The 25,858-nt window shown below is 72.9% G+C and carries 14 protein-coding genes; all 14 read left to right on the plus strand.

Going from position 1 to position 25,858, the window contains the following annotated elements; translation table 11 throughout:
- Positions 1-68: 68 nt before the first annotated feature.
- The 14 genes from AC5JJ2_RS22745 (at position 69) to AC5JJ2_RS22810 (ending at position 25,847) form a co-directional block, all read left to right on the plus strand.
- Positions 69-2,468, plus strand: a complete 2,400-nt coding sequence (locus AC5JJ2_RS22745) for a PPC domain-containing protein (RefSeq protein ID WP_495860332.1) — start codon at positions 69-71, stop codon at positions 2,466-2,468.
- Between the two features lie 28 nt (positions 2,469-2,496).
- Entirely contained in the window at positions 2,497-4,914 is a 2,418-nt protein-coding gene (locus AC5JJ2_RS22750; RefSeq protein ID WP_495860333.1) for a DUF1549 domain-containing protein, read from the plus strand.
- A 251-nt stretch (positions 4,915-5,165) separates the two neighbouring features.
- Complete coding sequence (locus tag AC5JJ2_RS22755; protein ID WP_495860334.1) at positions 5,166-6,698, plus strand: c-type cytochrome domain-containing protein; 1,533 nt, start codon at positions 5,166-5,168, stop codon at positions 6,696-6,698.
- Complete coding sequence (locus AC5JJ2_RS22760; RefSeq protein ID WP_495860335.1) at positions 6,695-7,897, plus strand: PQQ-binding-like beta-propeller repeat protein; 1,203 nt, start codon at positions 6,695-6,697, stop codon at positions 7,895-7,897. The genes AC5JJ2_RS22755 and AC5JJ2_RS22760 overlap by 4 nt, the downstream gene beginning before the upstream one ends.
- A gap of 110 nt (positions 7,898-8,007) precedes the next feature.
- A complete protein-coding gene (locus AC5JJ2_RS22765) occupies positions 8,008-9,189 on the plus strand; it encodes a DUF1559 family PulG-like putative transporter (RefSeq protein ID WP_495860336.1) in 1,182 nt (393 codons plus the stop codon).
- 226 nt (positions 9,190-9,415) lie between these two features.
- Positions 9,416-9,793 carry a hypothetical protein gene (locus tag AC5JJ2_RS22770; protein ID WP_495860337.1) on the plus strand — a complete coding sequence of 126 codons (378 nt, stop codon included), beginning with the start codon at positions 9,416-9,418 and terminating at the stop codon, positions 9,791-9,793.
- On the plus strand, positions 9,790-10,764 hold the full coding sequence (locus AC5JJ2_RS22775; protein WP_495860338.1) for a hypothetical protein: 975 nt from the start codon (positions 9,790-9,792) through the stop codon (positions 10,762-10,764). Before AC5JJ2_RS22770 ends, AC5JJ2_RS22775 begins: the two co-directional genes overlap by 4 nt.
- Positions 10,761-11,870 carry a tetratricopeptide repeat protein gene (locus AC5JJ2_RS22780; RefSeq protein WP_495860339.1) on the plus strand — a complete coding sequence of 370 codons (1,110 nt, stop codon included), beginning with the start codon at positions 10,761-10,763 and terminating at the stop codon, positions 11,868-11,870. The genes AC5JJ2_RS22775 and AC5JJ2_RS22780 overlap by 4 nt, the downstream gene beginning before the upstream one ends.
- Before the next feature lie 149 nt (positions 11,871-12,019).
- Positions 12,020-17,242: a tandem-95 repeat protein gene (locus AC5JJ2_RS22785; protein WP_495860340.1), complete on the plus strand. Its 5,223-nt coding sequence runs from the start codon at positions 12,020-12,022 to the stop codon at positions 17,240-17,242.
- Between the two features lie 212 nt (positions 17,243-17,454).
- Positions 17,455-18,828 carry a hypothetical protein gene (locus AC5JJ2_RS22790; protein WP_495860341.1) on the plus strand — a complete coding sequence of 458 codons (1,374 nt, stop codon included), beginning with the start codon at positions 17,455-17,457 and terminating at the stop codon, positions 18,826-18,828.
- The gene (locus tag AC5JJ2_RS22795) at positions 18,818-19,231 is read left to right on the plus strand and encodes a hypothetical protein (RefSeq protein WP_495860342.1); all 414 of its coding nucleotides are present in this window, start codon (positions 18,818-18,820) and stop codon (positions 19,229-19,231) included. The genes AC5JJ2_RS22790 and AC5JJ2_RS22795 overlap by 11 nt, the downstream gene beginning before the upstream one ends.
- Before the next feature lie 225 nt (positions 19,232-19,456).
- Positions 19,457-20,083, plus strand: a complete 627-nt coding sequence (locus AC5JJ2_RS22800) for an RNA polymerase sigma factor (RefSeq protein ID WP_495860343.1) — start codon at positions 19,457-19,459, stop codon at positions 20,081-20,083.
- The gene (locus AC5JJ2_RS22805; protein ID WP_495860344.1) at positions 20,049-22,934 is read left to right on the plus strand and encodes a protein kinase domain-containing protein; all 2,886 of its coding nucleotides are present in this window, start codon (positions 20,049-20,051) and stop codon (positions 22,932-22,934) included. The genes AC5JJ2_RS22800 and AC5JJ2_RS22805 overlap by 35 nt, the downstream gene beginning before the upstream one ends.
- Before the next feature lie 18 nt (positions 22,935-22,952).
- On the plus strand, positions 22,953-25,847 hold the full coding sequence (locus AC5JJ2_RS22810) for a matrixin family metalloprotease (protein ID WP_495860345.1): 2,895 nt from the start codon (positions 22,953-22,955) through the stop codon (positions 25,845-25,847).
- The last annotated feature ends 11 nt before the right edge of the window (positions 25,848-25,858 follow it).

Here is a 25,858-nt window from a genome sequence, read left to right on the forward strand (position 1 = left end):
CTCCCCAACCCTCCCCCCCAAGGGGGGAGGGAGAAAAACATTCACCCGCGATTTGAGACTTCTTGACCATGGCGCGCTTCACGACCGTCCTCGCCCTCGCCCTCAGCCTCCTGCTCGCCGCCGGCGTCGCCGCCGCGCCGCCGGCCGTCGAGGGCGTCGCCCCGCTCGCCGGGCAGCGCGGCATGGAGTTCACCCTCACCCTCGCCGGCGGCCGCCTCACGGACGCGCAATCCGTCCTCTTCTACCAGCCCGGCCTCACCTGCACGAAGCTGACCGCCACGTCCGAGACGGAACTCGTGGCCACCGTCCGCGCCGCGGCCGACTGCCCGCTCGGCGAGCACGCCTTCCGGGTCGTCACGAAGGGCGGCGCGAGCGAGCTGCGGACCGTCGGCGTCACGCCGTTCCCGGTCGTGTCGGAGGCCGACGCGGCCAACGACTCGCCGAAGAGCGCACAGAAACTCAACCTGAATTCCACCGTCGTCGGCCGGATCGACGCCGGCGACGTGGACTGCTACGCCGTTACTCTCTCGAAGGGGCAACGGCTGTCGGCGGAGGTCGAAGCGGTCCGCCTCGGGTCGCCGCTCGACGCCGTGCTGACGATCACCGGGCCGGACGGCAAGGTGCTGGCGGAAGTCGATGACGCGCCGCCGTTCCGCCAGGACCCGGTCGCGTCGGTCGTCGCGCCGACGGCCGGGGTGTACGTCGTGGCCGTCCGCGACACCGCCTACGGCGGCGGCGACGCCGAGCGGTACGCGCTGCACGTCGGGACGTTCCCGCGGCCGGCCGCGATCTTCCCGGCCGGCGGGCAGATCGGCGTCGAGACGAAGGTGAAGCTGTTCGGCCCGGCCGGCGACCGCGAACAGCTCGTGACGCCGAAGGGCGCGAACTTCCTGTTCTTCCCGAGCGACGCCGACGGCACGGCCCCGACGCCGCACCCGTTCCGCGCGTCGCCGTTCCCGAACGTCCTCGAAGGCGACGCGAAGCCCGCCGCGTGGCCGGTCGCGTTCAACGGCATCCTCGAAAAACCCGGCGAGATCGACGCATTCAAGCTGACCGCGAAGGCCGGCGACCGGCTGGACGTGACGGCGTTCGCGTTCCGCATCGGCTCCCCGCTCGACACCGTGGTGACGGTGCTGGACGCCGACGGCCGGGAGGTGGCGGCGAACGACGACGACGAGACGCACGACAGCCGCGTCCGGTTCACCGCCCCGCGCGACGGCGTCTACGCCGTCCGCGTCGCGGACAAGCGGAAGGACGGCGGACCGCAATTCGCGTATCGCGTCGAGGTGACGAAGCCGGCCGCCGGGCTGGGCCTGTTCCTCGCCACGCCGGGCCGCAAGGCGCAGGACCGCGGCACGATCACCGTCCCCCGCGGCAACCGCGTCGCCGCGTTCCTCGCCGTGCGGCGGGACGGCGTGACCGGCCCCGTCACGATCCACCCCGGCGACCTGCCGCCCGGCGTCACGCTCGCCGGACCGGTCGTCGTGCCGGCGGACGAGTACCTCGTGCCGGTGGTGGTCGAGGCGTCGGCGACGGCCGAGCCGGGCGGCAAGCTCGTCGAGCTGACCGGCCGCGCCGGGGACGTTGCCGGCGGGTTCGCGCAGACCGTCACGCTCGTCGCCGGGCCGGGCGACCTGAGTTTGCACGACGTGTCCGTGTCGAAGCTCGCGGTCGCCGTCGTCGAGGACGCGCCGCTCCGCGTCACGCTCGACCCGCCGGCCGCGGCGCTCGCCGCCGACGGCAGCCTGGACGTGACGGTGCGGCTCCAGCGATCCGACTTCGACGACGCGGTGGAAGTGTCGTTCCCGTTCCTGCCGCCGGGCGTGGAAGCGCCGGCGTCGGTCGTCGTCCCGGCCGGCAAGGCCGAGGCGACGGTCACGCTCGTGGCGAAGCGGAAGGCGAGCCGCGGAGAGTGGCCGGTTTTCGTGGAGGCGAAGCCGGCCCCGGTCGCCGCGACCCGCGAGCGGCGCGACCCGGACGCCCCGCGGCCGGCGGGCCGGCGATCGCGCAAGACCGCCGCGGCGATGCCGCCCGTCGCGTCCCAGATCGTCACCGTCCGTGTCACCGAGCCGCCGGCCGTCGGCATGATCGCGGCCGCCGTCGGCGAACAGGGGAAGACGATTTCCGTGACGCTCGCGTTCACCGGCGGTAGCCCGCCGGCCGGGTTCACGGCCACGCTCGCCGGGCTGCCGCCGCGGGCGGCGGCGAAGCCGGTCGTCGTTTCGGCGGACGCGAAGCAGATCGAGTTCCAGGTTTCCATCGACCCGACCACGCCGCCGGGCGACCACCCGTCGCTCGTGTGCGAGTTGGCCGGCACGGTCGAGAAGCAAGCCGTCGTGTACCGCGTCGGGCGGCCCGGCACGCTGACCGTCTACCCGCCCGGCGGCGTGGCCGTGGACAAGGACGGCAAGCCGCTCAGCCGCCTCGACGCGCTCCGCCAGGAGCGGGCCACGAAACCGATCAAGTGACCTCCGACCACCCGCTGGGAGATCGAGAATGCGTTCCTGTTTGATGGCGGTGATGCTGCTCGCGCTCGCCCAACCGGCCGCGGCCGCCGGGCCGGCGGTGACGGAGCTGGCCGCCTACCCGGCCGCCGTCTCGCTGACGACCGCCCGCGACCGGCAGGGGCTGGTCGTGCAGGCGACGTTCGCCGACGGCAGCACCCGCGACGTGACCGGCGAGGCGGAGCTGAAGCTCGACAAGCCGGTCGCCGCGATCACGAACGGCGAACTCGCGCCGCTCGCCGACGGCGAGGCGAAGCTCGCGGTCGCGTTCGGCGGCAAGTCCGCCGAGGTCGCCGTGAGCGTGAAGCGCGCCGCGGAGGCGGACCCGCTGCGGTTCCGCGCCGACGTGATGCCCGTGTTCACGAAGGTCGGGTGCAACACCGGCAAGTGCCACGGGTCCGCGTCCGGCAAGGACGGGTTCCGCCTCTCGCTGTTCGGGTACGACCCGGACGGCGACCACCTCCGCATCACCCGCGAGGCCGGCGGCCGGCGGGTCAACCTCGCCACGCCGGACGACTGCCTCTTGCTCAACAAGGCGACCGGCAAGGTCCCGCACACCGGCGGCAAGCGGGTCGAACCCGGCAGCGAGAACGAGCAACTTCTCGTCCGCTGGCTGGAGGCGGGCGCGGCGAAGGACCCGGCCGACGCGCCGAAGCCGGTGAGCATCGAGGTGTTCCCGAAGCGGGCCGTGTTCGCCGCGAAGGGCGGGACGCAGCGGGTCGTCGTGCGGGCGAAGTACACCGACGGCACCGACCGGGACGTGACTAGGTTCACCGTCTTCCTGAGCAACAACGACGCGGCCGCGTCGGTGGACGACGCCGGCCGCATCACCGCCGCGGCCGCCGGGGAAGCCTTCATCCTCGCCCGGTTCGACGAGTTCACCGAAGGGCTGCCGGTCATCGTCCGGCCGGGCAGCGCGTTCGTCCCGACGCCGGACGACGGCGCGAACGAGATCGACGCGCTCGTGATCGCGAAGCTCAACCGGATGCACGTCTCGCCGAGCGACATCTGTACCGACGAGGTGTTCGTCCGCCGCGCGTTCATCGACCTCGTCGGCCTGTTGCCGACGCCGGCCGAGCGGGCCGCGTTCCTCGCCGACGCCGACCCGAAGAAGCGCGAGAAGCTGATCGATTCGCTCATCGCACGGCCGGAGTTCCGCGACATCTGGGTGATGAAGTTCGCCGAACTGCTTCAAATCCGCACCGCGAACGGGATCAGCCCGAAGGGGCTGCAACTGTACGACAAGTGGCTGCGGGCGAAGGTCCGCGGCGGGGCGACGCTCGACGCCGTGTTGAAGGAGCTGCTCCCCGCCAGCGGCGGCACGTTCGAGAACCCGGCCGTCAACTACTTCCAGACGGAAACGTCCGCGCAGCTCATGGCCGAGAACGTTGCACAAGTGTTCCTCGGCACCCGCATCCAGTGCGCCCAGTGCCACAACCACCCGTTCGACCGGTGGACGATGACCGACTACTACGGGTTCGCCGCGTTCTTCGGGCAGGTCGGGTACAAGGCCGCCCAGGACCCGCGGGAGCTGACGGTGTTCAACGCCGCGACCGGCGACATGCCGCACCCGCTCGACGGCCGGCCGGTCGCCCCGAAGTTCCTCGGCGGCGCGACCCCGGAACTCACGCCCGGCCGCGACTACCGCGCGATCGTCGCGGACTGGTTGACGGGTCGGGACAACGAGTTCTTCGCGCGGAACTTCGCGAACGTCGTGTGGGCGCACTTCTTCCCGAAGGGGATCGTGGACCCGGTGGACGACGTGCGGGTGAGCAACCCGCCGTCCAACCCGGAACTGCTCGCGGCCCTCGGCAAGCGGGCGGTGGAGTACAAGTTCGACGCGGCGAAGTTGGCCCGCGACATCTGCCTGAGCAAGGCGTACCAGCGGTCCACGGCCCGGACGCCGAGCAACCAGTGGGACGAGCGGAACTTCGCCCGCCAGGGCGTCCGCCGGATGCGGGCCGAGGTGCTGCTGGATTGCATCACGAAGGTGACGGAAACGACGGACCGGTTCGCCGGGCTGCCGACCGGCGGCCGGGCGGTGGAGATTCCCGACGGCCGGACGCCGAACTACTTCCTCACGACGTTCGGCCGCTCGACGCGGGCGACGGCCTGCACGTGCGAGGTGAAGACCTCGCCGACGCTCTCGCAGGCGCTGCACCTACTCAACGGCGACACGACCAACGGCAAGATCGCCGACGGCAAGGTGGTGGAGAAGCTGCTGGCCGCGGGGGCGGACCCGGCGGCGGTGGCGGACGAGCTGTACGTCCGCTGTCTGGGCCGCAAGCCGACGGCGGCGGAGGCGGAGCGGATCGGCTCGAAGCTGGCCGCGAGCGACGACCCCAAGCGAGCGCTGGAGGATTTGTTCTGGGCGTTGCTGAACACGAACGAGTTCATCTTCAACCGGTGACGTTCGTTCTTAGCCGCGGAGCGGCGGCGGTTGTTAGCCAGGGGCGCAAGCCCCTGGTCGGAGTGTATGGCGACAAGCCCCGGAGGGGCGAAAGAACCTGCCGCCCCTCCGGGGCTTGTCGCGTCGGGTGGCGGGTTCCAGGGGTTGCCACCCCTGGCTAACAACTGCCGCCGCTCCTCGGCTGAAATCCGCCGGCGCGGGCGAGTAGACACGAGAGCGAAATCGAGATTCGTCCCCAAGGGTTTCACCCCATGCCTGTTCGAGCGGTCGTATTGTTCCTCCTCGCCCTCCCCGCCGCCCGCGGCGCGGGGCCGGTCACGTTCGAGACGGACGTGAAGCCGGTCCTCCGCAAGCACTGCCTGACGTGCCACAACGCCGAACGGCCGCGGGGCGAGCTGGACCTGTCCACGCGGGCCGCCGTCCTCGCCGGCGGCACGTCCGGCAAGGCCGTCGTCGCCGGGAAGCCGGACGAGAGCACCGTCTACACGCTCGCGGCGCACCTCGACACGCCGAAGATGCCGCCGAACAAGCCGAAGATGCCGGAGAAGGACCTCGACATCATCAAGAAGTGGATCGAGGGCGGCCTTGTCGAGAAGGCGACCGGCGACGCCCCGGCGAAGCCCGCGGCCGGCGGGAAGGCCGCGGTCCTGCCGCTCGCGCGGCCGACGGCCGTGACGGCGCTCGCCGTCAACCCGGCCGGCACGCTCGTCGCGCTGCCGGGGAACAAGCAGGTCCTCCTGTTCGACCGCGCGACGCAGAAGTTCGTCGCCGCGCTGCCGTTCCCGGAAGGCGAAGTCCACGCCCTCCGCTTCTCCACCGACGGCACGCTGCTCCTCGCCGGCGGCGGGGTCGGCGGGCAGGCCGGCCTCGTCGTCGCGTTCGACCCGCTCACCGGCAAGCGGGCCTTCGCCGTCGGCGACGAGGGGGACGCGGTGCTGGCGTGCGACCTGTCGCCGGACAAAACGAAGGTCGCCCTCGGCGGGCCGACGCGGGCCGTGAAGGTGTTCGCGACCGACGGCAAACTCCTCCACACGTTTCGCAAGCCGACCGACTGGGTGACGGCGGTGCGGTTCAGCCCGGACGGGCTGCTCGTCGCCGCCGGCGACCGATTCGGCACGCTGTTCGTCTGGGAAACCGATTCGGGGAAGGAGTACGCCACGCTCCGCGGCCACACGAAGGGGGTGACCGGCCTCGCGTGGCGGCCGGACGGGAACGCCGTCGCGACGACCTCCGACGACGGCACGGTTCGCGTCTGGGACGCGCACACGCTCGCCGAGCTGCGGCACTGGCCGGCCCACGTCGGCGGCTCCCTCGCCCTCGACTGGCACGGCTCCGGCCGCCTCGCGACCGCAGGCCGAGACAATCGCGCGATCGTCTGGGACGCCGACGGCAAGAAGCTCGCCGAATTCGGCCCGGCCGCGGACCACGTCCTCAAAGTCGCGTTCACGCCGGACGGTGTCGTCACCGGCGACTGGGCCGGCGACGTGAAGGCGTGGCGGACCGGGGCGAAGGACGCTGCCCCGATCGTGCGGCCGACGAAGCCGAAGGCGGCGGTCGCCGTGGTGCTGCCGCCGAAGCCGGCGACGCTCGTGGCGACGACGGCGGTTCCCGCGGCCGACGACCTGACCGCGGCGAAGCGGGCGCTGGCGCGGAAGGCCGCCGCGTCCGCGCTCGATCAGTTGAAACTGGCCCTGTCGCTCGACCCGGACAACGCGCCGCTCGCGAAGGCCGTGACCGAGGCGGAAGCCGCCGTTCGCACGCTCACCCCGGAGGGCGGCCGATGACCCGCTTCACCGTCCTTCTCCTCTCGCTGTTCGCCGTCGCCGCCGACTGGCCGACGTGGCGCGGGCCGACCGCCGACGGCAACGTGACCGACCCGGCCGTGCCGACGGAATGGTCCGCCACGAAGAACGTCGCGTGGAAGGTCCCCGTGCCGGGCGTCGGGCACTCGTCCCCGGTCGTCGCCGGCGGCCGCGTGTTCCTGACGAGTTGCGTCGGGACGGACCGGTGCGTCCTCGCGTTCGACGCCGCCACCGGCAAACCGGTCTGGACGGCGAAGGCGGCGACGGCCGCCGTGGAGAAGATGCACAAGAACAACACGCCGGCGAGCGCCACCCCGGTGACGGACGGCAAGCACGTCTGGGCCGCGTTCCTCACCGCGACGGCGATCGCCGTCGCGTGCCTCGACGCCGACGGCCGGCCGGCGTGGACGAAGTCGTTCTCCGGGTTCGCGTCGCCGCACGGGTTCTGCGGGTCGCCGATCCTGCACGGCGAGAAGCTCATCGTCAACGGCGACTCGGACGGCGACGCCTTCCTCGCGGCCCTCGACAAGAAAACCGGCGACATCATCTGGAAGATGGCCCGGCCGAACCGCACCCGGTCGTTCAGCGTGCCGGTCGTCGTCACCCACGCCGGCCGGCAGCAGCTCGTCCTCGCCGGGAGCAAGTCGGTCGCGGCCTACGACCCGGAAACCGGCGACCGCATCTGGGTCGCCGACAGCGCGACGGACAAGTTCGTGGCCACCGCCGTGTACGCGGACGGCCACGTGATCGCGACCGGGACCAGCCCCGTCTCGACGCTCGCCGCCATCCGGCCGGACGGGACGGGGAACGTCACGAAGTCGCACGTCGCGTGGTCCGCGGCCCGCGGCGCGGCCTACGTGCCGTCCCCGGTCGCCGTCGGCAAGCACGTCTTCGTCCAGGCGGACGACGGGCAGGCCACGTTCCTCGAAGCCCGCACCGGCAAGGTCGCCTGGGCCGAACGCCTCGGCCGGTTGCACCACGCCTCGCCGCTGCTCGTCAACGACCTCGTCTACAGTCTCGCGGCGGACGGGACGATGTTCGTCGTCCGCCCGCAGCCCGCGTTCGAGGTCGTGGCGAAGAACGCCCTCGGCGAGCCGTGCCACGCCACCCCGGCCGTCGCCGCCGGGCGGCTGTACCTGCGGTCCGCGACACACCTGTGGTGCGTGGCCGACAAACCCTGACGGAACATTAACGGCGCGCACACCGGTTCTACACGGGTGCGGCCTACCACAACACCGACGCACGCGGCTTCATTCGTTCGCCCACACTGTTTTTGTCCCGAGGTGCCGACATGTTCGCGAAGCAGAAACGCCCTGGGTTCACGCTCATCGAGCTGCTGGTGGTGATCGCGATCATCGCGATCCTCATCGGCCTGCTCCTCCCGGCCGTCCAGAAGGTCCGCGAGTCCGCGGCCCGGATGAAGTGCCAGAACAACCTGAAGCAACTGGCACTCGCCTGCCACAACCTGGAGAGCACGACCGGCAGCTTCCCGCCCGGCGTGCCGCACTTCGGCGAGCAGCTGACCATCGACCCGAACAACATCAACGCCGGCGGCGCGACGTTCGTGCCGTACTTCCTCATCACCGGCAGCCAGGGCGGCGGCCTCGTCAGCCAGACCCGGTGCTACGGCCCGTCGTGGTCGATGCACGTCAACTCGTACATGGAAGAGATCACCCTCGACGCGCGGGTGACCGCCGGCGTCGCGTCCGCGTCCGGCGACCTGGACGAGTCCGCCCCGTGGGACAACCTCGACGGCCTGCCGTGGCGGCGGCCGGACATCGACACGCAGACGTACACCCGCAAGTTCATGTCCTGCCCGAGCGCCGAGCAGTCGGACGTGATGTACTCCGACCTGAGCATCGAGAACAACCTGAAGGGGAACTACGTCGCGTGCTTCGGCGGCGGCACGATGCGGGACGCCACCCCGCGGGGCAACACCCGGCTGGCCGGCATCTTCGGCGTCGTCACGAACGTCAAGAAGTACCCCTACGGCGAGCGGATGGGCGTGGGCAAGGGGACGAAGATCGTGCAGATCACCGACGGCGCGTCGAACACGGTCATGATGAGCGAGCTGCTCGCCAACCACCAGCCGGACGGCCGCACGTCGAGCAGCCACCCGGCCGGGATGAACCGGGACGTGCGGGGGTCGATCCTCTGCCCGATGATGGGCGGGAACACGTTCAGCGGGCTGTTCCCGCCGAACTCGAAGGGGACCGACATCACGTCCGGCTGCCCGGCGACCGGCGACCCGGCGGCGAAGCCGAACACCGACCCGATGTTCTGCACGCAGGACCGGAACATCGACACCACGACCGGCGGCCAGTGGGCCGTGTCCGCCCGCAGCCGGCACACCGGCGGGGTGAACGCCGCCCTCGGCGACGGGAGCGTCCGGTTCTTCCGCGACAGCATCCCGCAGGCCGTCTGGAGCGCGCTCTGCACGAAGACCGGCGGCGAGGCCGTCGTCGATAACTGACACCCCGGTGTCACGTCGATTGTTTTTCCCTCCCCCCTTGGGGGGGAGGGTAGGGAGGGGGGTTAGCTCCCTTCCCCCGACGCGATCGTCTACGGGACGGGAAGGCCACCCCCTCCCTACCCCCCCCCTTGGGTGGAGGGAACAAGACAAGACCCCGGAGCCAACCCCAGGCCGCCAGCCCGCCCGACGTGTGGCGGGCTTCCTTCTTTTAACCGAGGGCACGACCGTGACGCCGATCCACCGGGTTTTCGTGGCCGCCGTCCTGCTCGCCGCCGCCGGGTGCGGGTCCGACTCGCCCGGCAAGGCGCTCGACGTGGGCGGGCCGGACGCCACCGCCATCGCCACCGTCGTCGAGGACCTGAACGACGCGGTCGGGTCGAACAAGAAGCTCGACCCGCTGTTCGTGAAGGGGAGCCGGCCGACCGACACGAAGAAGATGGCGAAGTGCAGCTACTACATCGCCGGGAAGCCGGCCGTCAGCGGGTCGTCCGCGACGTGCAAGGTCCGGATCGACGACGCCGGCGGGAAGACGCTCGGCGAGCCGGAGTGGGCGTTCGAGAAGGACGGTGACAAGTGGAAGGTGAAGGCCGCCCCGCTGCCGTGACCCGGCCGGCCGGGTGGCTCGTCTCCCCGGCCGTCGATCTCTTCTTCGTCGCCAACCTGGGCTGGCTGCTCCTCTTGCTGCCCGGCGTGACCACCGCCACGGACACGGCCGTCACGTTCTGGCAGGTCTACTTCGTCACGCTGCCGCACCGGTGGCTCACGCTCGTCCTCGTCGCGCTCGACCCGGACCGCCGCGGCGGCCGCACGCCGACCTTGATCGCCGCCGCCGTCGTCGCGCTGGTGCTCGTGGCCGGCGTCTACCTCGGCACGGGCGCGCTGACGTGCCTGGCCGTCGTCGATTTCGTCTGGAACGCCTGGCACTTCGGGGCGCAGCACGCCGGCGTCCTCCGCATGTACGGGCTGAAGGCCGGGGCCGCGCCGAGTCTCGTCGAACGCTGGGGCGTGCGGCTGTTCGTCGCGTACACGCTCCTCCGCACCGCCAGCTGGACGACCGGCTGGACGCTCGGCGATTCGTCCCTCGAACAGGCCCGACTCGTCGCCGACCTCGCGGCGCTGGCGCTGCCCGTCGCCGTGCTGGTCGCGAGCCTCGCGAACGGGACGATGACCGCCGGCCGGGCCGCGTACCTGTTCAGCGTCACCGCCCTTTACGCCGGGCTGCTCGTCGCGCTGATGACGGACGCCGGGTCGTTCGTCCTGCCGCTCATGACCGCGTCGGCCGTGTTCCACGCGGCCGAGTACCTCGCGATCGTCTCCCTCTACGCCCTCCGCCGGCGGACCGTCGGCTCGGCCGGGCCGTTCCGGTCGCTCGGGGCGGTGTGGCCGACGTTCCTCATGCTCTACGTCGTCGGCCTCGGCGCGCTGGGCTTCGTGCTGGAGGGGGCGGGGCCGAAGTGGGCCGAACTCTGGCTGGCGGTGAACGTGTGGGCGGCGCTCGTCCACTACGCCTTCGACGGCATGATCTGGAAGCTGCGGGCCGCCCCGACCGCGCACGCGATGGGGGCGACCGCATGAACCACGCGGCCGCGATCCTGTTCGCCGTCGCCGCCCCGGCCGCGGCGTGGCACGTCCTCGCCGGCGGCGACCGGCTCACCGCCGCCCCGTTCGGGTGGCCGCGGCTGCTCGTCGCGCACCTCGCCGCCGCGGTCCCGCTCGCCGTCTGCCTCGCCGCCCGGATCGGGCCGCGCGGCGGGCCGTGGGCCCGCGCCGCCGTCGCGGCCGGCGTCACCCTCGGGACCGCGGCCGCGCTGCCGTTCGTCGCCGACTTCCTGACGGCCGCGGAGGTCGGCTTCACCGGCCGCGCGATCGTCCGCACGCTGCTCGCCGCCCTCGCCGCGACGGCGTGGGTCGCCGTCGTGCCCGTGCCCGCCGCCCGGCTGCCGTGGGTCGCTGCCGTCGCGTTCGCCGTCGTCCCGCCACTGGCCTACGCCCACCGCCTCGCCGAGACGCGGGCCGCCGATTTCGACACGTTCGCGAAGACCGGCCGGCTCGTCCGGGCGCTCGCCGCGCTCGACGGCCTCGCCGACCTCGGGTCGGACAAGCGGTTCGCCGGGAAGTCGGTCCGCGAGTTGATCCCGTTGTTGAAGAAGGACGTGGACAAGCTGGCCGCCCGCGCCGCCGGCCCGCTGCCGCCGACGGAGGAGGGGAAGGTCGGCCGGGCGATGTTACTGGTCGCGCTGAACCGCCCGGCGGAGGCGGAGGACGTTTTGAAGGAGATCGCGTCGCCGCCGCCGGCCGCGCTGATGGTGCGAGCGGCCGTCGCCCGCGAGCGGGGCCGGTGGGCCGACCTGGAGGCCGCGTGCCGATCCGTGACGGACCGGACCGACGTGCCGCCGGAGGTGCTCCAGGATGCGTTCGACGGCCTCGGCGAGGCGCACCGGAACCTCGGTCGGGCGGCCGACGCGGCGGCCGCCTACCGCGCCGCCGCCGACCGGTTGCCGCACCGGGCCGGGTACTACGAACTTCAGCTCGGCCTCCTCGCCGCGGACCGCGGCCGGCCGCACGACGCGCTGGCGCACTTCGCCGAAGCCCTCCGCCTCGACCCAACGCTGGAACCGACGGTCGCCCCGCACCGGCGGCGGGTGAGTACGAACTCGCCGAGTTGCCTGGGCGGGTGGTAGTGAGATCAATTTCGAGACGAACTGTCTGCTAATTTTGCAAGTTGTGAGAAGGATCGGGTTTTTTCCGTTAACTCTGCTTGCACACGTCTTCGCCACTGATTAAATTTTCACCCGCCCCCTTACTCTCCTTTTTATCCCCAGGTATTTTCATGTCCCGCCGCAACCGCTCCCCACGGTCGAAAATCTGGAAACTGGAACAGCTCGAAGGCCGCGAAGTGCCGGCCCTGACGTTGTCCGTCCTCCCGCCGGCCGTGAGCGAGGCGGCCGGGGCCAACGCCGCCCTCGGCACGGTGACACGGGACGGCGACCTGACGCAACCCTTGACCGTGACGCTGAGCAGTTCCGACGCGACCGAGGCGACGGTCCCGGCGAGCGTGACGATCCCGGCGAACCAGACGAAGGTGACGTTCGCGATTTCCGCCGTGGACGACCTGCTGGCCGACGGGCCGCAGCCGGTGACGATCACGGCGGCCGCGACCCCGGCCGGCGGCGGGCCGGTGCAGTTCGACCCGACGTTCGGCACCGGCGGGCTGGCCGACACGTCCCTCCAGTCGATCCTCCAGTTCCCGCACGCGGCCATCGCCCGGCTGCCGAACGGCCAAATCCTGGCGGCGAGCGAGGAGACGGGGACGAGCTGGCAAATCACCCGGCTGAACGCCGACGGGACGATTGACACCACGTTCGGCACGAACGGCGTCGTCTCGACGACGATCTTCTCGGCCCGGTCCACGAACCCGGTCCCGCACGTCATCGCGCTGCAGCCGGACGGCAAGTTCCTCGTCGGCGGGAACCTCGCCGCCGGGACGGGGCAGGCGATTCTCGGCCGGTACAACCCGGACGGGTCGCTCGACGGGAGTTACGGGTTAATCGCGACCGACGCCCTCAGTTCCCTGACGGCGTGGGTGACGGACATCGCCGTCCGGCCGGACGGCCGCGTCCTGCTCGGGTTGCAGGAGAACGGGTCGGTCCTCGGCCGCGTCGCCCAACTGACGACGACCGGGGCCTTGGATTCGAGCTTCGGGACCGGCGGCATCGCGACGCTCAACGCCACGTTCAACCTCGGGACCGGGGCCGAGCAGGTGGAGCTGCTCGAGGACGGGACGTTCCTCGCCGCCGGCGCGTTCCAGGCCAACGCGAAGGTGGCGCGGGTGGCGGCCAACGGCCGGAGCCTCGTCACGGCGTTCGGCACGAACGGGATCGCGGCGCTGAACTTCGGCGGCGGGTTCGTCGGCCTGACGGAACTGCTGCGGGACAGCCAGGGCCGGATCGTCTACGCCGGCGGGCACTCGGCCGGCGGGGCGGCCCAGTCGAACTTCGCGGTCGGCCGGCTGACGCCGGCCGGCCAGCCGGACGCGGCGTTCGCCGGGGACGGCACGGCGATCATGACGCTCCCGGACGGCGGGAACGAGACGGCCACCGGCGTGGTGCTGACGCCGGACGACAAGGTCGTCCTCGGCGGGGTGAGCATCGTCGGCGGCGTGTTCGACTCGGCCCTCGCGCGGTTCAACGCCGACGGCACGCAGGACGGCACGTTCGACGGCGACGGGTTCTTCCGCCAGTCGCTCGTCAACACGTTCTCCGCCGACATCATCTACGACCTCGCCCTGCAGCCGGACGGCAAGCTGCTCGCGCTGACCGGGTGGGCCACCGACGTGCGGGTCGCGCGGTTCGCCGCCGGGTCGAAGGTCGAGTCGGCGACCGCGCTCCTCGGCGTGCTGGACGACGAGCCGGCCGCGCAGTCGCTCGACTTCGCGACGCCGGAGGACACGTCCCTCGTCGCGGCGCTGGCCGCGACCGACCTCGACAACGACCCGCTGACCTACGCCGTGGTCACGCCGCCGGCGAACGGCGTGGTCGTCATCACCGACCCGGCGACCGGGGCGTTCACGTACCGGCCGAACCCGAACTTCGCCGGCAAGGACTCGTTCACGTACAAGGTCAACGACGGCGGCGGGGACAGCAACGTCGCCACCGTTACGATCGGCGTGACCGCCGTCAACGACGCCCCGACGGCCGCCCTGTTCCAGTTCGGCACGCCGGAGGACACGCCGCTCGTCAACTTCCTGAAGGGGGCGGACGTGGACGGCGACCCGATCACGTACTCGGTCGTCGCCCCGCCGGCGAACGGGACGGTCACGATCACGAACGCCGCCACCGGGGCGTTCACGTACACCCCGACCGCGAACTTCACCGGGACGGTCAGCTTCACGTACAAGGTCAACGACGGGCAGCTCGACAGCAACGTCGCCACCATCTTCGTGACCGTGAGCGCCGTCAACGACGCCCCGACCGCGGCGGACGACGGCTACGCCGTCAACGAGGACGCGATCCTCACGATCACCGCCCCCGGCGTCCTCGGCAACGACACGGACGTGGAGAACAACCCGCTCACGGCCGTCCTGGTGACGGCCCCGACGAACGGCACGCTGACGCTCAACGCGAACGGGTCGTTCACGTACCGCCCGCGGTTCAACTTCAACGGCACGGACTCGTTCACGTACCAGGCGAAGGAGGCGCTCGTCGGCGCGCCCGGCCTGCTGAGCAACGTCGCGACCGTGACGATCACGGTGAACGCCGTCAACGACCCGCCGTTCCCGACGCCGATCGTCACGGAGGTGACGACGGCCGAGGACACGCCGCTGTCCGGGCAGCTGGCCGCCCGCGACCCGGAGAACGACGCCTTCACGTTCGCGCTCGACATCGCCCCGCCGAACGGGACCGTCGCGGTCAACCCGGACGGGACGTGGACGTACACGCCGAACGCGAACTTCTTCGGCACGGACCAATTCGTGTTCCGGGTGACCGACACGCTCGGGGCGTCGAGCCAGGGGGGCGTCGTAATCACCGTGACGCCGGCGAACGACGCCCCGACCGCGGCGAACGACGCCTTCGCCGTGGACGAGGACGGGACGCTGTCCCTGACCGTGGCCCCGGTGACGCGGCTGCGGATGGTCAGCGAGCCGGGCGACTTCATCGGCCAGGGGCTGACCTACGACTTCGACCCGACGACCGCCCTGTTCCAGGCGCGGCCGAACTTCGACAACGGCGTCTCGCTGTCCGTGGACCCGCCCGCCCCCGGGAGCTTCTGGTTCCTCGACTTCGCGGCCCCGAACGAGGCCCTGCTGACGCCGGGGACGTACCTGGACGCGATGCGGTTCCCGTTCCAGGCCCCCGGCAAGCCGGGCCTCAGCGTGTCCGGCGACGGCCGCGGGTCGAACACGCTCACCGGCCGGTTCGTCGTCTACGACGTGACGCGGAGCGCCGACGGCACGCAAATCCTCAGCTTCGCCGCCGCGTTCGTGCAGAACAGCGAGGGGAACCCGCCGGCGCTCGTCGGGTGGTCGATGTTCAACACGACGTTCGGCGCGGGCGGCGGCGTGCTGGCCAACGACACGGACGTGGAGGGCGACCTGCTCCTCGGCGCGACGCTCGTGACCGGCCCGACGAACGGGACGCTCGCGTTCCGGGGCGACGGCACGTTCGATTACACGCCGAACCCGAACTTCAACGGCACGGACACGTTCACGTACCGGACGAACGACGGCCGGGCCGACAGCAACGTCGCGACCGTGACGATCACCGTGCGGTCCGTGAACGACGCGCCGACCGCGACGGAGCTGGCCCTCGGGACGCCGGAGGACACGCCCGTCGCCGTGCCGCTCGCCGGGGCGGACGTGGACGGCGACCCGCTGACGTTCGCGGTCGTCACGCCGCCGAGCTTCGGCACGGTGACGTTCGGCCCGACCGGGGCCGCGACCTACACGCCGAACGCGAACTTCAACGGGTCCGACTCGTTCGCGTACACCGCCTCGGACGGCACGGTCGCGTCCGCCCCGGCGACGGTGCGGATCGACGTGGCCGCGGTCAACGACGCGCCGACGGCCGGCGGGGATTCCTACGCGACGAACGAGGACACGCCGCTGACGGCCGCGGCCCCCGGCGTCCTCGGCAACGACGCGGACGTGGACGGCGACGCCCTCGCGGCCGCGGTGCTGGCCGGCCCCGCGAACGGCACGCTCGCACTCGCGGCCGACGGCTCGTTCGCCTACACGCCGAACGCGAACTTCAACGGGACCGACGGCTTCACGTACACCGTCGGCGACGGGAAGGGCGGGTCCGCGGTCGGGGCCGTCACGATCCGGGTGAACGCGGTGAACGACGCCCCGACCGCCCTGGACGCGGCCGCGAGCACGGACGAGGACACGCCGTTCGACGGCACGCTCCTCGGCGTGGACGTGGACGGCGACGCGCTGCAATACGCCCTCGTCGGCGGCCCGGCGAAGGGCGCGCTCATGCTGAACGCGGACGGCACGTACCGGTACACGCCGGGGCCGAACTTTAACGGCACCGACAGCTTCACGTTCCGGGCGAACGACGGCGCGGCCGACTCGAACGTCGGGACGGTGACGATCACCGTGCGGGCGGTGAACGACCTGCCGGTCGCGGCCGCGCTCGACCTCTCGACCGACGAGGACACGGCCGTGGGCGGGACGATGACCGCGGTGGACGTTGACGGGGACCCGCTGACCTACGCCGTCGTCACGCCGCCGGCGAAGGGGAACCTGGCGTTCGACCCGGCGACCGGGGCGTTCACGTACACGCCGAACGCGAACTACAACGGGGCCGACTCGTTCACGTTCCGGGCCAACGACGGCACGGCGAACGGGCCGACGGCGGCCGTGAGCCTCACCGTCCGGCCGGTGGCCGACGCCCCGGTCGTGACGCCGGCGACGTTCACCATCCCGGAGACCGCGGCCAACGGCTCGGCCGTCGGCACGGTCGTCGCGACGGACGCGGACGGCGGCGGGCTGACGCTCGCCATCGTCGGCGGCAACGCCGGCGGGGCGTTCGCCGTCACTAACGCCGGCGCGATCACCGTCGCGAACGCGGCGGCCCTCGACTTCGAGACGCAGCCGGTGTTCACCCTGACGGTGCGGGCGACCGACCCGACCGGGCTGACCGGCGAGGCCGTCGTGACGGTCCGGCTGACGGACGTGAACGAGAACGCGCGGGTGACGATCGACATCGAGCCGGAGGACCGCCGGAACCGGATCAACCTGCGGTCCGGCGAGGCGATCAGCGTCGCGATTTTCTCGACGGCCGACTTCGACGCCCGGACGGTGGACGTGGCCAGCCTGCGGTTCGGCCGCACGGGCCAGGAAAACTCGCTCCTCCGCGACCGCCACGGCCGGATCAAGTTCGACCTCAAGGACGTGAACGGGGACGGCCGGCTGGACCTGGTGGTGCGGTTCGAGGCGGACATGACCGGGTTCCGGGTCGGCGACACCCGCGGCTACCTGACCGGCCGGCTGACCGACGGCACGGCCTTCTCGGCGGACGACGCCGTGTCCGTCACCCGCGACCGCGGTTGAGGCGACGACCGGCGGTGCCAGGACGGCCCCGAGGTCGCCAACGTCGCCAACCCGTGACCCGCGGGTTGGCGATGTCGTTTCCCGCGACGCTCGCGCGGACCAGCTCCGGCGCGGCGTGGGGATTTTTTTCCATTTCTTTGGCGGGTCGCGCCGCCGAACTCGACTCCTCCGAACGTGCCCGCCCGCGGGGTCGTCGATCTTTGGAGTCCGCGATGAGCCGTTCATTCAAACCCTTGTCGTTCCGCCCGCGGTGCGAGCAATTTGAAACCCGCGACGTGCCGGCCGCGTTCCCGATCCCCGCGGGGGCGGCGGCCATCAGCCCGGACGACGGCGGCATCCCGCGGGTCAAGATCGTGGACGCGACCACCGGTGACGACATCGGCGAGATCGAAGCCTACGAGGCCGCGTTCCGCGGCGGCGTCCACACCACCCTCGGCGACGTGACCGGCGACGGCGTGCGGGACGTGATCCTGTCTCCCGGCCGCGGCGGCGGGCCGCGGATCCGCGTCCTCGACGGCCGGACCGGGACGACGCTCAACGACTTCTTCGTCTACGAGCCGGGGTTCACCGGCGGCATCTACACGGCCGTCGGCGACGTGAACGGCGACGGCCGCGACGACATCATCACCGGGACCGGCAAGGGCGGCGGCCCGCGGGTCCGCGTCCTCGACGGGGCCACCCTCGGCAACACCGTCCTCCGCGACTTCTTCGCCTACGAGGACTCGTTCCGCGGCGGCGTCCTCGTCTCGTCCGGCGACATCGACGGCGACGGCGTGGACGACATCCTCTGCGGGACCGGCAAGGGCGGCGGGCCGCGGGTCCAGGTCTTCTCCGGCGACGACGGGGCGGTCCTGCAAAACCTGTTCGCCTACGAGGACTCGTTCCGCGGCGGCGTGCTGGTCTCGTCCGGGGACGTGGACGGCGACGGCCGGGACGACATCGTGTGCGGGACCGGGCCGGGCGGCGGGCCGGTCGTCCGGGTGCTGAGCGGGGCCGACGGCCGGCAGCTGGCCGCCCTGTTCGCCGACGACCCGGCGTTCCGCGGCGGCGTCCGGGTGGACTGCCTGGACGTGGACGACGACGGCCGGGACGAGCTGCTCGCGTACCTGCGGCACGGCAACGACGACGGGTTCCGCGCGTTCGACGACGACGGCCGGTTCCTGTTCGGCGTCAGCCGGGTGGTGGACGACGACCCGTCGCCGGGCGACACGCTCGCCGACGACGGCCGCGTCATCCCCGGCGTCGTGTCCTACGTCGAGGGCCGGCTCGTGTCCGCGGACGCGGCCGCCGGCACGGCCACGATCGCCCTCCGGGACGGCACGACCGTCACCGTGCAGGCCGGGCCGGGGACCGAGATCAAGCGGGACAAGGTGGAAGTACCCCTGACCGCGTTCCAACCCGGCGACAAGGTCGAGGCACTGGTCGGGGCCGACGGCATCGCGTGGGAGATCGAGGCGAAGTCCCCGGCGTTCCTGAACGGCGACGGCGACTCGGACGATGATGACGAGGACGAGGACGACGATTCCGGCGGCGGCAGCGGCAGCGGCAGCAGCGGGGACGACGATGATGACGAAGATGACGACTAACACCAGGGCCGGGCGCGGCCAGGGCGAAACGACGTCGGCGAGTTTCGTCGTCGGCAATCGCGGCGGGGTGAAGGCGGGGGCGGGCGGGCGCGTCATTGTCAACGCGGCCGGCTCGACCCCGACTTCCCCGCCGTCGATTCCGTTCCCGCCGGCCGCCACCGGGTTCTCGCCCGACGGCCGCGTCGTCGGGGCCGTCACCGGCGTGGACCCGGCCGCCGCGACGGTCACCGTCCGCACCCGGTCCGGGGCGGCCGTCGTCGTCCGGACGGACGCCGCCACCGGCATCGCGTTCCCGGACGAGGGGGCCGCCGCGACCCTCGACGACCTGCTCGTCGGCGACATCCTCGTCGTGACCGCCGAGCCGGACGGGGTCGCCCGGCGGATCGCGGTCGAACGGGTCTAACCCGGTGGCCGCGGGTGTTTGTGTCTTGTTCCCTCCCCCCTTGGGGGGGAGGGTTAGGGAGGGGGTGAGCTTCCCACCGCGGATGCGATCCTCACATCGGGAGGAAGGCTTACCCCCTCCCTAACCCTCCCCCCCAAGGGGGGAGGGAATAAGACAACGAACCCCGTCCCCGTGGGGTACGATGGACCGTGGCGTCGCGGACCGTTCCCCCCGCGGGTGTGTCGAATGTCGAACCCCCCAGCCCCCTCGGACCAGTCCCTGCTCGCCCGCGTGCAAGACGGCAGCCAGGGGGCCGCCGGCGAGTTGTACCGCCGGTACGCGCAGCGGCTGCTGGCCCTGACGCGGGCGAAGGCCGGCCCGGACCTGCAGGCCCGCGAGGACGCCGAGGACATCGTCCAGTCGGTGTTCGGCAGCTTCTTCCGCGGGGCGAAGCGGGGCCTGTACGCCGCCCCGGACGGGGAGGAGCTCTGGGGCCTGTTCCTGGTCATCGCGCTCAACAAGATTCGCGCGAAGGGCGTCCACCACCGGGCGGCGAAGCGGGACGTGCGGCGGACGGTCAACGAGGCGGCGCTCGAGACCGGTTCCGGGACCGTGTTCCAGCCGCCGGCCGACGACGCGGCGGCGTACCACTTCCTGCGGCTGGTGGTGGACGAGGTGCTCGCCGGGCTGCCGGAGCCGCACCGGGCCGTTGTGCGGCTGCGGGTCGAAGGGCACGAGGTCGCGGAGATCGCCGCGGCCACCGGCCGGGCGAAGCGGACGGTCGAGCGGGTGCTGCAAGAGTTCCGCACCCGGATGGGCGGCCTGTTGGGGGCGGGCGATGAACCCGGCGACGGTCCTGCTACCGGACGATGAACTCGACCGCCGGGTCGCGGCCTACGAGGCCGCGTGGGCGGTCGCCCCGGCCGACCTCGCCCGGTTCCTGCCGGACCGGGCCGACCCGCACTTCCCGCAAGTCCTCGCCGAACTCGTCCGCGTCGATCTCGAACTCCGCAGCGGCCGCGGCGAATCCCCGCGGCTCGATTCCTACCGCGGCCACGCCCCGGAGTTGTTCGCCGACCCGAACTGGGTCCACGACCTGGCGTTCGAGGAGTACCGCCAGCGGCTGGACGGCGGCGAGCCGGTCCGCCCCGCGGAGTACGCCGCCCGGTACGGCATCGACACCGCCGACTGGCCCGCCGCCGCGGACGCCCCCGCCCCCGCCTTCCCGGCCGTCGGCGAGACCGTCGGCCCGTTCCGCCTCCTCCGCGAACTCGGCCGCGGGTCGTTCGGCCGCGTCTTCCTGGCGGAACAAACGGACCTCGCCGGCCGGCGGGTCGCGGTCAAGTTCTCGACGCGGTTCGGCCGGACGGAGCCGGAGACGCTCGCCCGGCTCCAGCACACGCACATCGTCCCGATCTACGCCACGCACCCGCACGGCCGCTCGCAGGTGATCGTGATGCCGTACCTCGGCGGCACGACGCTCGCGGACGTGCTGGCCGCGCTCCGGGCGCAACAGCCGCGGCCGGCGGCCGGCACGGTGCTGGCGGACACCATCGCCGACCGCACCGGGCGGACGAAGCTGCTCGACGACCGGCCGGCCGAGCCGGACCCCGCGCCGCGGCCGAGCGTGCCGCTCGACCAGCTCCGCAAGCTGTCGTACCCGGCGGCGGTGCTGTGGATCGGGTGGAAGCTGGCCGAGGCGCTGGCCCACGCCCACGACCGCGGCGTCCTGCACCGGGACGTGAAGCCGGCGAACGTACTGCTGACCGACGAGGGGCGGCCGATGCTCCTCGACTTCAACCTCGCCGGCGACGCGGCCGGCGGCGGGCCGGACCTCGGCGGCACGCCGGCGTACATGGCCCCGGAGCAACTGGCCGCGATGAAGGCCGGCCGCGGGACCATCGACGGCCGGGCGGACGTGTACTCCCTCGGCCTGGTGCTGACGGAGCTGCTCGTCGGCCGCGTGCCGGGGAAAGACGGCCCGCGGATTCGGGAGCGGAACCCGGCCGTGTCGCCGAGCACGGAGGCCATCCTGCTGAAGTGCCTCGCGGCCGATCCCGCCGCGCGGTACGCCACCGCCCGCGAACTGGCCGACGAGTTGCACCGGCAGTTGACCGACCAGCCGCTGGCGGCGACGCGGGAGCCGTCGGTCCGCGAGCGGTTCGGGAAATGGCGTCGCCGCCACCCGCTGCTCGCGTCCACCGGCAGCGTGGCGGTGGCGGCGGTGGCGGCGGTGCTGGCCCTCGGGTTCGCCGTCGTCGCCCGCCAGCGGCACGTCGAGCGGTTGACCGAGGAGCGGGCCGCGGCCGCGCAGTTCGGCGACTTCCAGCGGGCCGTGCCGGGCGTCCTCGACCGGGTCGCCGCCCACGACGGCCGCGCCGCCGGGGCGCGACTCGACGCGCTGCTGGCGCGGTACGGCGTCCTCGACCGCGCGGACTGGGCCGACCGCCGCGACGTGGCGCGGCTGCCGGCCGACGACCGGCGGGAGTTGATTGACCAGGTCGGGGAGCTGCTGCTGTTGAAGGCCCGCCGCGAGTCGGACCCGGCGTGGGCCGACCGCGCGGAGGCGGCGTACCGGCGGAACGGCGACGTGCCGCGGGCCGTGTGGGAGGACCGGTACAACATCGCGACGAAGCTCGGCCGCGACGCCCGCGCGTTCCACGACCGCGCGAAGGCCGCCCCGGCCCGCGGCCGAGACTGGTACCTGTCCGGACTGGCGGCGCACGCCGAGTACCAGTTCGAGGAGGCCGCGGCCGCGTTCGAGAAGGCGGTCGCGGCCGACCCGCGGCACTACTGGTCGTGGCTGTTCCTCGGCGACGTTCGGACGAAGCTCGGCCGGGACGACGCGGCCGAGGCGTGCTTCACCGCCTGTATCGCCCTGCGGCCGGACCTGGCGGCGGGCCACTTCAACCGCGGGCTGTGCCGCCACCGCCGGCGGCAGTTCGACGCGGCGGTCCGCGACCTCACGGCGGCGCTCGACCGCGAGTTCGACCCGGCGCGGGCGCGAATCGTCCGCGGGATCGCGTACCAGGACTGGGGGAAGTGGGCCGAGGCGGAGGCCGACTTCACCGCCGCGGTCGCGGCCGGGACGGAGGAAACGCGGGTCTACTTCCGCCGGGCCGACGTGCGGGCCGCGCGGGGCGACGCCGCCGGCGCGGCCGCGGACCGGGCCGAGGGGCTGCGGCGGCAACCGGCCGACGCGGTCAGTTGGGTCACCCGCGGGCTGGCGCGGGCCGCCGCCGGCGACTTCCCCGGCGCGGTGGCCGACTACGACGCGGCGCTGAAGCTCGACCCGCGGTCCTACGACGCCCACATGAACAAGGCGAACGTGCTCGACGAGAAGCTGCACCGCGAGGCGGACGCGATCCGCGTCCTCGGCGAACTGCTCCGGCACAACCCCGCCGCGGCGACCGCCCGCGCCGGCCGGGCCGTGCTGCTGGCGCGAACGGGCGACCGCGCCGCCGCCGTCGCGGACGCCGAGTACCTCCTCGCCCGCAACCCGGACCCGCTGACCCGCTACCAACTGGCCGGCGCGTACGCCCAAACCGCGAAGCTACACGCCGAGGACGTTCGGCCGGCGCTCGCACTTCTCCGCTCGGCGCTCAACGACGGGTTCGGGCTGGAGTTCGTGGATTCCGACCCGGACCTCGCCCCGCTCCGCGGCCGGGCGGATTTCCGGAAGGTCGTCGAAGCGGCGCGGACGCTTCGCCCGTCGAAAGAGTAACCCTCGAGACCCGGACCCGTGACGCGAACCCGCCTCCTTGCCGTCGAACTCGACCGCCGCGACTGCCCCGCGGTGTTCGGCAACCCGTGGCTCGACCCGAACATCACGCTCTCGTTCGTCCCGGACGGCACGCCGGTGAACGGCCTGCCGAGCCAATTCGATGCCGCGCTCGCGACCGTCCCGGCCCGGCGGCTCGAAGTCCTCCGCGCGTTCCAGGCGTGGGTGGCCGTCGCGAGCGTGAACGTCGGCGTCGTGCCGGACGGCGGGCAGCCGGTCGGCGCGGCCGGCACGGCGTTCAACGACCCGCGGTTCGGCGACGTGCGGGTGTCGGCCGTGCCGCTGCCGGCGGACAACGTCGCCCTCGCCCTGCCGTTCGACCTCACCGCCGGGACGCGGGCCGGGGACGTGATGTTCAACAGCGACCTCCCGTTCCGGGCCGGGACGCCGGGCGGGTTCGACCTGTTCTCCGTCGCGCTGCACGAGGCCGGGCACGTCTTCGGCGTGCCGCCGAGCGCCGACCCGGCGTCGGCGATGTTCCAGGTCGCCGACCGCGTCCGCACCGGGCTGGCCGCGGCCGACGTGCAGGCCGTCCAACAACTCTACGGCCCGCGGCAGCCGGACCGGTACGAGGGGCCGGCCGGGAACGAGACGGTCGAGACGGCCGCCCGCCTCCAGTCGTCCGGCGACGACGACGACGAGGCCGCGATCACCACCGCCCGCGGCGACCTGACGACGGCCGCCGACGCGGACGTGTACGAGTTCGCGGCGGACGACGACGCCGCGCTGGTCGTCACGTTCCGCACCGCCGGCGTCAGCCTCCTGGTCGCGGCCGTAGAAATCCTGGACGAGGCCGGGCAGGTTCTCGCGGCCGGGGCGGGGGCGGACCCCGGCTCCGGCGACGTGGCGTTCCGGCTCACGAATCTCGACGACGACGCGCGGTACTTCCTCCGCGTGCGGGCGGCCGGCCCGACGTTCGCCGTCGGCGGGTACGAGGTGGAGCTGCGGACCGAGGGCGACGACGACGACGGCCTGGACGACTCGGAAGTCGGCGGGGACGACTCGCCGGAAACGTCCGGGTCGCCGGGCCGGCTGCCGAACCTCGGCGGGCCGCGGCAGAACTTCTTCGTCGCGTCGAGCCTCAGCACGGCGGCGGACGTGGACTTCTACCGCGTCCGCGCCGCCGGCCAGTCCGGCACGAGCGCCGGGCCGCTGACCGTCAGCGTCGTGGCGACCGGCGGGGCCGCCACCGACCCGGTCGTCGAAGTCCTCGACGAAGTCGGCGTCCGGCAGGCTGTCACCGTGCTGACGCACGACGCCGGCGAGTTCACCGCGCAGCTGGCGGACGCGGCGGCGAACCGCGACTACTTCGTCGTCGTCCGGCACGGCCCGCGGTCGGCGGCGGCGGCCGGGAACTACTCGCTCGGCATCGACTTCGGCGGCCCCCGCGTCCCGCTCCAGACCTACGCGGCCGGCGTCCTCACCGCCGCGGCCCCGGCGAACACCGTCGCCCTCACCGTCCCGGCCGGGCAGGTGCTGCACCTGATCCTCACCCTCGACCCGACGCCGACCCCGGCGGCCGCCCGGCTGTCCGTCTTCGACGCGGCGAACCGGCCGGTCGATTCCCGCCTCGCGAACGCGAACGAAACCGCGAGCGTGAACGTCCTGCTCGCGCCGGGCACGTACACGCTGCTCGTCGGCGGCGGGGCGACGGCCGGCGGCCCGATGCCGGCGATCGCGTACCGGGTGCTGGGGCTTACGCTGTCCGACCCGATCGGCCCGGTCGCGGTGCAGCCGGGGACGCAAATCCCGTTCGTCCCGCCGCCGCCGCCGCCGGCCACCCCCGGCCCGACCCGCCCGGCCACGCCGACGACGCCGGTGACGCCGACCGACCCGAACTTCCTGCTCACCCCGCCGACGGACCAGCCGACCGCGCCGACGCTCCGCCTCCGCCCGGTGTCGCCGCCCCCGGCCCGGACGTTCTCGGTCGGCTTGCCGACGGATAACGGGTCGGCGATCCGGTCGTTTGAACCGAACGGGACGGAGCGGTTCGCCGTCGTGCCGTTCGCGACCTACACGGGGTCCCTCCGCACGGCCGAGGCGGACGTGACCGGCGACGGCGTCGCCGACGTGCTCGTCGGCACCGGCCCCGGAGCGGCCAGCCGCGTCCAGCTGCTCGACGGCCGAACCCAGGCCGTGCTATTCGACCTGGCCCCGTTCGAGCCGGCGTTCACCGGCGGCGTGTTCGTCGCGACCGGCGACCTGTCCGGCGACGGCGTCGCCGACCTCGTCATCACGCCGGACCGCGGCGGCGGCCCGCGGGTGCGGGTGTTCAACGGCGTCGGGTTCGCGCAAGCGATGGACTTCTTCGGGATCGACGATTCGAACTTCCGCGGCGGGGCGCGGGCGACGGTCGGCGACGTGAACGCGGACGGGACGGGAGATTTGATCGTCGCGGCCGGGTTCCGCGGCGGCCCCCGCGTCGCCGGGTACGACGGGGCCGCACTGACCCGCGGCACGGTCGCCCGCGTGTTCGGCGACTTCTTCGCGTTCGAGCAAACGCTCCGCAACGGCGTGTACGTGACGGCCGCGGACCTCGACGGCGACGGGTTCGCGGAGGTGATCGCCGGCGGCGGCCCCGGCGGCGGCCCGCGGGTGCAGGTCCTGAGCGGCCGGGACTTGCTGTCGAACCGGTACACGGTGGTGGCGAACTTCTTCGCCGGCGACCCGGCGGCCCGCGACGGCGTGCGGGTGGCGGCGAAGACGCTGACCGACGACGGCCGGGCGGACCTCGTCGTCGGCGTCGGCCGGCAGGTGATCGGCTACTCCGGCGTCAGCTTCTCCCCGCTCGGCCCGCCGGCGGTCGTGCTGAACGAGACCGTCCCGGCCGACGCCGGCGGCGTGTTCGTGGGCTGACCCCCGGCCGC

The organism is Limnoglobus sp., from assembly GCF_059499385.1.